Below are 7,413 nucleotides of genomic sequence, written 5' to 3' on the forward strand. Positions count from 1 at the left end.
GCCGACAACAGCTTCGGCACGGCAACTCGCCCCCGAGAAGCCCGAACCGGCAACCCCACACCCCTACAACTACCCCGCTAAAGCGGAATCGAGCAGTAGACCTGGAATCCTGTCGAGGCCGTGGTCACTCGTGCGCAGGGCTATGGGCAGCACCCGATTTCGGCACTCTGCCACCTCCTCCCGCATCTCGGGGTGCCTCAGGATCCTTTTCCCTACCGACCGCGAATCTTTCACCGCTTCACACGGTATTCCCTCTTCCCTCCATTCAACGAAAAGGTTGCCTCATGGCCGACAACGTAAAGCCTCCTTCAAACGAGAAACCCTACGAAAATTACAACTGGGCCATGGTGGTCAAGGCTGACTCCAAGCACCCTCTGGCTCCAGGAAAGAAAGACGGAGAGCTCCTGATTTTCATCCAGAACGCGAGCAATAAACCCCAGAAACTGCACTCACATATCGGACTGACATACCGAACCAACAACACACCCGGACGCATTGTGTTCACAACGCCGCAGCCAGGCATATCGAAGTCAGACGTTCCTAAACTGAATTTAGACACGCCCATCGATGGCTACTTCGCCGACGGGCTGCCCGGAGATAAAGTGTTCGTGAAAATATCTTCCAACCCGTCCGGCGGTGCACCGGAAAGTGATGTGGGTGTGATCAAAAAGATCGCACACGAACAGAAGGTATGGTCCTACATCCCTGAAAAAAAATGGGTCGACGGCACCGAATATACGGTCACCGTATGGGCCGAACTTGAAGGCATTACGTCGGCGGCCTCGGTCACGACTTTCAAAGCAACCGCCCCCGAGCCTTCGGTCAACATCTACAGTCCCGGAAAGGAGGGCGATTACCTCAGCCCGACAAGCAAGATTTTCGGTAGCTACGGCGGCACGGTTCTGACAGAGAAGGACCATGGCATCACCGTCACCTCCGATGGGAAGCAACTCACGGTCCGACAGGATTATCCGGTAAAGGGAAACTGGACCGCCGAGCCGCCGGGAGGGAAATGGACACTAGGCAAGCACACCATAGTCGCCCAGGCGCAAAACGCGACAAAAAAATCAAATCCGATGCAGAGAATGTTCGAGGCCGTCGAAATCAAGCCCGGCGTGGCGGTAATCACCGGTCCATCGATGGTACCCGCACCTCAAGAATTCTCCATTTACAAACTCCCTCACCTCCAGGGAAGGGTCGATGCCTGGCAGCAGAAGGTCGGACTTTACGGGCCCTGCGACAAAGTCATTATTACTGATAAAAACAAACCAGGGCAAGAAATGCTCGCCAAACTCATATACGACGAAAAGCTGAATGCGTACACCTGGAACCTCGAGACCGAATGGACATACAGCAATGATGGAGTTATGCATGAGGTCACGGCCATAGCCTGTCTGGGTAACGAGCGTAGCGACCGCTTAGATGAGAAATCTACAACTAAATTCATAATGAAGACACCTAGGCCTGATGATAACCCTCTCCAGTTCGTCACGCCCAAGTCCAGCGAACTTCTAAACGACAGCAGGCAGAGCATGACTGGGCGCGCACAGGCCAACACCCGGCAAATCGTGCTCAGTGAAAAAACCACGACGGGCGGCATCAAGATTCTCGGCACGGTGGCTACCACACTGCACGACGAGAGTCCAGCCACGTGGAAATGGGAACCGAAAGATGGGCAATGGGACCAAGGACCCCACACGGTCACCGCCGCAGCCGGTGACCCGCCCCAGGAGAGCACGATTAATTTCACTGTTGGAAAACCAGGACCTATTATCACCCGACCAGAGCAGCCCGCCAAAGAATCATTCCGTCCGGAAATGGTCCTCTCCGGCATAGTTCCACGAGGAGCGGATCCAACGGTCACCATCATCGATGTCCTCGACAATAAATCACCGGTATCAGACACATGCACGGTAAAAGAAGGCGAAACAAGCTTCCACTATACGCCCGCTAAACTTTGGGGGGTCGGCGACCATAAGGTCACGGCAAAAGGCACTCACGGAGGAGCACTCTATGAATTTGAACCCACAGTCCAATTCAAGATCACTTCCGCGACTCACACGGTTCTATTCACACATCCCGTATCCAGCACGGGCATCATACACTTGAGCTTTCCGGACGACGACGACACTGCTGTCACCATACGGGATAACGGCGCAGTGGCGTTCTCCGGCACCAGAGGCGGAAAATCATTCGACTTTCCGGTACTCGCCCACCCGGGAAAGGATCCCTGGAAACTACCCTGGGCCACAGGACACCATGACCTAGAAGTCGACTGGACACCCAAAGGCGCGGAAAAGCAAACCGATAAGTTCCCCTTTGAAATCGAGAAGCCCGCCGACCGCCAATACCAGGTCTCCTTCACCAGTTCCAACACGAAAGACTATATCTGGGTTACTACCGGCGACAAGAACGAACACGTGGTTGTCAATTCCGGAGGCCCTGCAATATCTGTCATCGCGCCACAACAACTAGTGAGCGGCGTATGGATCGGCAAGGACGGTGAATTGAATCCTACGGCGGGAATCTTCTCGGTAAAGGCAACCCTTGAGGGGCCTAAAGTATCCAACGTCGACTGGAACGCTCACCCAGCTGCGGGAGTCAATGTAACTCTGAAATGGGAAAATCCTGTACTCAAACTCCACTGGGAGCACTGAGATTTCTCAGCGGAATGTCCCGCAGGTACGGACCTGCCGCGAGCGAGCCGTGAGGATCCTGGCGGGACCGGGCGTCCCGAGGGAGAGTGCCCGCTCACACTGGCCCGCCTCGGCGACACCACTTCGCGTGCGCCAGGGGCCCGTAGCGAGTGGTCGCGGTTGAACCGCTGGCAGTTGCGTGGGGGGTGCCCCTATGCGTTTGGGCAAGGGGCGACAGGTAGGTTCGTGTGTTCGATAGTTGAGGCTGTGGCATGGGGGTGTGCATGGGTGATGGGCAGATAACGGTCACGCTGACTGCTGATGAGGCGTTGGTCCTGTCGGACTGGCTGGAGCGCCTGCAGATGACGGACCTTTGCCGGGTGGTCGATGACGATGATCCGGCGGTGTGGGCGCCGATTCACAGGATCTCGGGGACGCTGGACAAGAGTCTTCCCGGCCTGTTCGCCGCGGACCATCACGAGCAGCTTGCAGCGGCCCGTCAGCGCCTTCGTCCGGAGAGCTGAACGGTTCATGATGCTGTTGTAGCGGCCCTGGGCTGGTAGAAGGTGCCGTCGCGGAGCATGGCGAAGAGGACGTCGGCTCGGCGTCTGGCGAGGCAGAGGATGGCTTGGGTGTGATGCTTTCCCTGGGCGATCTTCTGGTCGTAGTAGGCGCGGGAGACCGGGTCGGCCAGCGCGGCGAATGCTGAGAGGAAGAAGGCCCGTTTGAGTTGTTTGTTGCCTCTTCGGGAAGGCTGTTCGCCGCGGATCGATGATCCGGAACTGCGGGTTGCGGGGGCGAGACCGGCATAGGCGGCGAGGTGGGCGGCGCTCGGGAAGCTGCTGCCGTCGCCGACGTCGATGAGGATGCGGGCTCCGGTCCTGACGCCGATCCCCGGCATGGACGTCAGGACCTTCGAAAGTGGGTGTGCCTCCAGCAGTTCCTCGATCCGTCCGGCCAGTAGTTTCCGCTGGTCGAGGACGGCGGTCAGCGAAGTGGCCAGGCTCGGGACGATCAGCGCGGCCGCATCCGTGCCGGGAACAACCACGGTCTGCTCGTCCAGCGCGGCGAAGATCTCCTCGACCAGGCGCTCGGCCATCCTGGGTGCCTTCGGCCGGAGCAGGTTCACCAGCCGACGGCGGCCGGCCTTGCGGATCCGGGCGGGAGACCCGAACTGTTCCAGCAGTGTGAGGACGGCCGGGTGCTGGACGCGCGGGCCGAGAACCCGTTCCAGGTGCGGGTGGATCTGCGTCAGCAGGCCCCGCAGACGGTTGGAGACGCGGGTTGCTTCGCCGGCCAGGTCGTCGTCAAAGCCTACGATCATCTCCAGCTCGGCGACTGCTTCGTCGGCGGGCTCGATCGCCCGCAGTGTGTGCGGCATCGAGCGGGCGGCATCCGCGATGACAAACGCGTCGCGGGCGTCGGTCTTTGCCTCGCCGGGGTAGAGGTCGGCGATCCGCCGCATCGTCAGCCCCGGGAGGTAGGCCACCGGACAGCCCATGTCCCGGGCCACGGCCAGCGGCAAGGCTCCGATCGATGCAGGCTGGTCGACCACTACCAGCACGGTTCCGTGCTTGGCCTTGAGCTTGCCGAAGACCTCGCGGAGCTTGGGTTCGCTGTTGGGCAGCCGCTTGTCGAAGGCTTTCTTCCCCGCGGGGGTGACGGCGGTGGCGTGGTGTTCGCCCTTGCCGACGTCCAGGCCGAGGAAGGCGCCGATGTCACTGGTATCGATCACGTGCACTCTCCGGTCGTACCTACCCGGCCACCCCACGGCACCGATCGCCACATCCACATTACGAAGAGCCTCCCGACCCGGGAAGAAGCCGGTGGTCATGCCCCTGATCAGCGGTCTGTCGATGCCTCCGGAGCCGGTGCCCCCCCCCGTTATGTTTTCCGTGGTCCTGCAAGAGGGCCGCTGGCCTCCGGGCCCGGCATGACTGTTCCCCCCTGTCGAAGTCGATGACCTGGGGGGTGGTGTCACCGGGCCCGGGAGGTGCCGTCGGAGACGCTGATAAGAGGTCCGACTACCGCCTGGCCTAGTGCAACGCCAGACCGTTCGCGGGCGGCAGGTCTGCATAACAACGTTCCTGGAAGGGTGCGATGTTCGACACCGAAGACGTGGGCGTGTTCCTCGGACTGGACGTCGGCAAGACCGCTCACCACGGCCACGGGCTCACCCCGGCCGGCAAGAAGGTCTTCGACAAGCCCCTGCCCAACAGCGAGCCGAAACTGCGGGCCGTGTTCGACAAACTGGCCGCGAAGTTCGGCACCGTGCTCGTCGTGGTGGACCAGCCCGCCTCCATCGGTGCCCTCCCGCTGACCGTCGCCCGCGACGCGGGCTGCAAGGTCGCCTACCTGCCCGGACTGGCCATGCGCCGGATCGCCGACCTCTACCCTGGCGAAGCGAAGACCGACGCGAAGGACGCCGCGGTCATCGCGGACGCCGCCCGCACCATGCCCCACACCCTGCGCTCGCTGGAACTCACCGACGAGTCACCGCCGAACTCACCGTCCTGACCGGCTTCGACCAGGACCTCGCCGCCGAGGCCACTCGCACCTCCAACCGCATCCGCGGCCTGCTCACCCAGTTCCACCCCTCGCTGGAACGAGTCCTCGGGCCCCAGCTCGACCACCAGGCCGTCACCTGGCTGCTCGAACGCTACGGCTCCCCACAGGCTCTGCGGAGAGCAGGCCGCCGCAGGCTTGTCGAGCTGATCCGGCCCAAGGCCCCGCGCATGGCCGAGCGGCTGATCGACGAGGTCTTCGACGCGCTCGGCGAACAGACCGTCGTGGTCCCGGGCACCGGCACCCTGGACATCGTCGTGCCGTCCCTGGCCCGCTCGCTCGCCGCCGTCCACGAACAGCGCCGGCCTGGAAACCCAGATCGCGGCCCTGCTGGAGGCCCACCCTCTTTCCTCGGTCCTGACCTAATGGTGGTGCACGACGATGACGGAGGGCCGGAGGACGTCTGGTCCTGACCCGGAGCTCAACTCCTACTTCATTGAGGCTGTGCGCAACCTGCCCTCCGTCTCCGGCGCGTCGTGATCATCCACTGGGTAGTGCGTCTTCCGAGCCGCCGGCAAGGAGACCTCTCATCGACACCAGAGCCACCTGCTCCGCATACAGAGCGAGGCCCTTGCCGACCGCTGGGGATGCGAACTGCCAATCGGATGCCGGACCTGCGAGTCCTCCCATTAGGGCGCGGCGTTTCCCTGCACTGGCTCCTGCACCATCCGCGTTCGAGGAGGGCCTACTTGAAGATCTTCTGCGGCATCGACTGGGCGGAGGGCCACGTGCGCCACGAGGCGCCTGAAGTCGAGCGGGGGTGAGAGACCTTCGACTCCTGGCCGTCGCAGCGGCTGGGCGAAGCTGAGGGCAGCCTGATCCGGGAGACGCCGGGGAGGGTGGGAGCAGCCCTGACAACGCCGGGACGTGCCAGTACTGCCAGATGGCGCGGGTCCGGTCAGCGAGACGGGAAGGTGTACGAGAGGAACCAGTGTCTGACGCCCCTTAACGGCCCACCAGCTCAAATCTGGCGGATATGGGCTGGTCGCGGCGTGTACCTGCTTCTTGTGCGACAGCAGGTAACTCCTGGTCGCCATGTGATCAACGGCCAGGAGGCCACGGTGAATGTCTGCGGCGTAGCCGTGGCTGTCGGCGATGCCGCAGGGGTAGAGCTGGGCGCCTCGCCCGTCGATCGACTCTCAAGTGAACGTGGGAACCGTCCGGTGTCGTCCTCGCCCCGTGCAGCCAGCGCGGCGGAAGGACAGGCGCGTCGTCTGCTGTTGGCGCCGGGCGGGGCGGAGGCTCCGTAGTAGTCCGAGGCCGGGAAAGCCGGCCGCATAGCCAAGTTGCGCCGTCTAACTCGGCGTTGGATCACTCTCGCAGAGAGTAGAGGTTCGGAAGGAGAAGCCTCTGGACTACCCGCCTTACCTGGACGCGAAAGCGCGAGGGGACAACAGCATGGCGGGAAAGCGTGGAGCGTTATGAAGGCGTTTATGGCGCTGCCGCGCAAAGTCCGTGTGATACGGCGAAGACCAGACTGTTTGAAGCCAAGTTCCCAGGGATGGAAATGTGCATCCTCCGACATACAACGCCCGGAGCGGAGCCACCAGCATCAGGCGAATCCCCTTTGCTTCGCCCCAACCCTTCCGGCTGGTGGACGGTGGGCAACGAGCTCACTCAAGGGAACGGACAGGCCGCCTACGTCACACTCGATACGTCCAATGCAAGAGGAATTCGGGATCGCCTAAGGGGCGCGAGCCCTATGGTGACGGAGTGCCAGTAGTAGTCGTGGGAGTAACGCCCCACCAAGGAGAGCGGGAGAGCCGCTTACAGGGCCAAGTGGCACAGGTGTCTACGATATCCGGAGAGGCAAGGTACGCGTAATGCAGAGAGCCGAAGCCCTGATGGAGATCATCCACGAACGCGGCAAGAAAGGATTGCCACTGGAGAGGTTGTACCGGCACTTGTTCAACCCGGAGTTGTACTTGCGGACCTACGGGAAGATTTACCGCAATGACGGCTCTATGACACCCGGATCCAACCAGGAGACCGTGGACGGTATGAGCCTGAAGAAGATTCAGGCGATCATCGATGCGCTGCGGTTTGAGCGCTATCGGTGGACCCCGGCGCGACGTGTGTATATCGAGAAGAAGGGATCGCCCCAGAAACGTCGGCCTCTAGTGTCTCGTGATCCCGTTCGTATCACTTTGAGTTGTTTGCAACGAGTTTCTTGATGTTGGTCTGGATGAGGCGGACCTTCGCCAGGATCTCT

The 7,413-nt window shown here is 61.7% G+C and carries 4 protein-coding genes and 1 pseudogene; 4 read left to right on the forward strand and 1 reads right to left on the reverse strand.

Translation table 11 applies throughout. The features are described from left to right. Positions 1-284: 284 nt before the first annotated feature. Positions 285-2,657 carry a hypothetical protein gene (locus ACWD4A_RS34940; protein ID WP_451200451.1) on the forward strand — a complete coding sequence of 791 codons (2,373 nt, stop codon included), beginning with the start codon at positions 285-287 and terminating at the stop codon, positions 2,655-2,657. Positions 2,658-2,920: 263 nt separating this feature from the next. Continuing rightward, positions 2,921-3,160, forward strand: a complete 240-nt coding sequence (locus ACWD4A_RS34945) for a hypothetical protein (RefSeq protein WP_451200454.1) — start codon at positions 2,921-2,923, stop codon at positions 3,158-3,160. A 5-nt stretch (positions 3,161-3,165) separates the two neighbouring features. Here ACWD4A_RS34945 and ACWD4A_RS34950 read toward each other — a convergent pair whose 3' ends face one another. Continuing rightward, the gene (locus tag ACWD4A_RS34950; protein ID WP_451200456.1) at positions 3,166-4,371 is read right to left on the reverse strand and encodes an IS110 family transposase; all 1,206 of its coding nucleotides are present in this window, start codon (positions 4,369-4,371) and stop codon (positions 3,166-3,168) included. A gap of 365 nt (positions 4,372-4,736) precedes the next feature. On the opposite strand from ACWD4A_RS34950, the pseudogene ACWD4A_RS34955 reads away from it, so the two are divergent. Further along, positions 4,737-5,564 (forward strand): annotated as a pseudogene (locus tag ACWD4A_RS34955) (IS110 family transposase); the annotation flags it as partial. A 1,460-nt stretch (positions 5,565-7,024) separates the two neighbouring features. Further along, a complete protein-coding gene (locus ACWD4A_RS34960) occupies positions 7,025-7,375 on the forward strand; it encodes a hypothetical protein (RefSeq protein ID WP_451200459.1) in 351 nt (116 codons plus the stop codon). Positions 7,376-7,413: the final 38 nt, after the last annotated feature.

The sequence above is a fragment of the Streptomyces sp. NPDC002537 genome, from assembly GCF_053594975.1.

Bases quoted from the DNA above. Each gene is read 5' to 3' on its own strand.
- ACWD4A_RS34940 (WP_451200451.1), top strand. From the start codon at position 285: ATGGCCGACAACGTAAAGCCTCCTTCAAACGAGAAACCCTACGAAAAT.
- ACWD4A_RS34945 (WP_451200454.1), top strand. From the start codon at position 2,921: ATGGGTGATGGGCAGATAACGGTCACGCTGACTGCTGATGAGGCGTTG.
- ACWD4A_RS34960 (WP_451200459.1), top strand. From the start codon at position 7,025: ATGCAGAGAGCCGAAGCCCTGATGGAGATCATCCACGAACGCGGCAAG.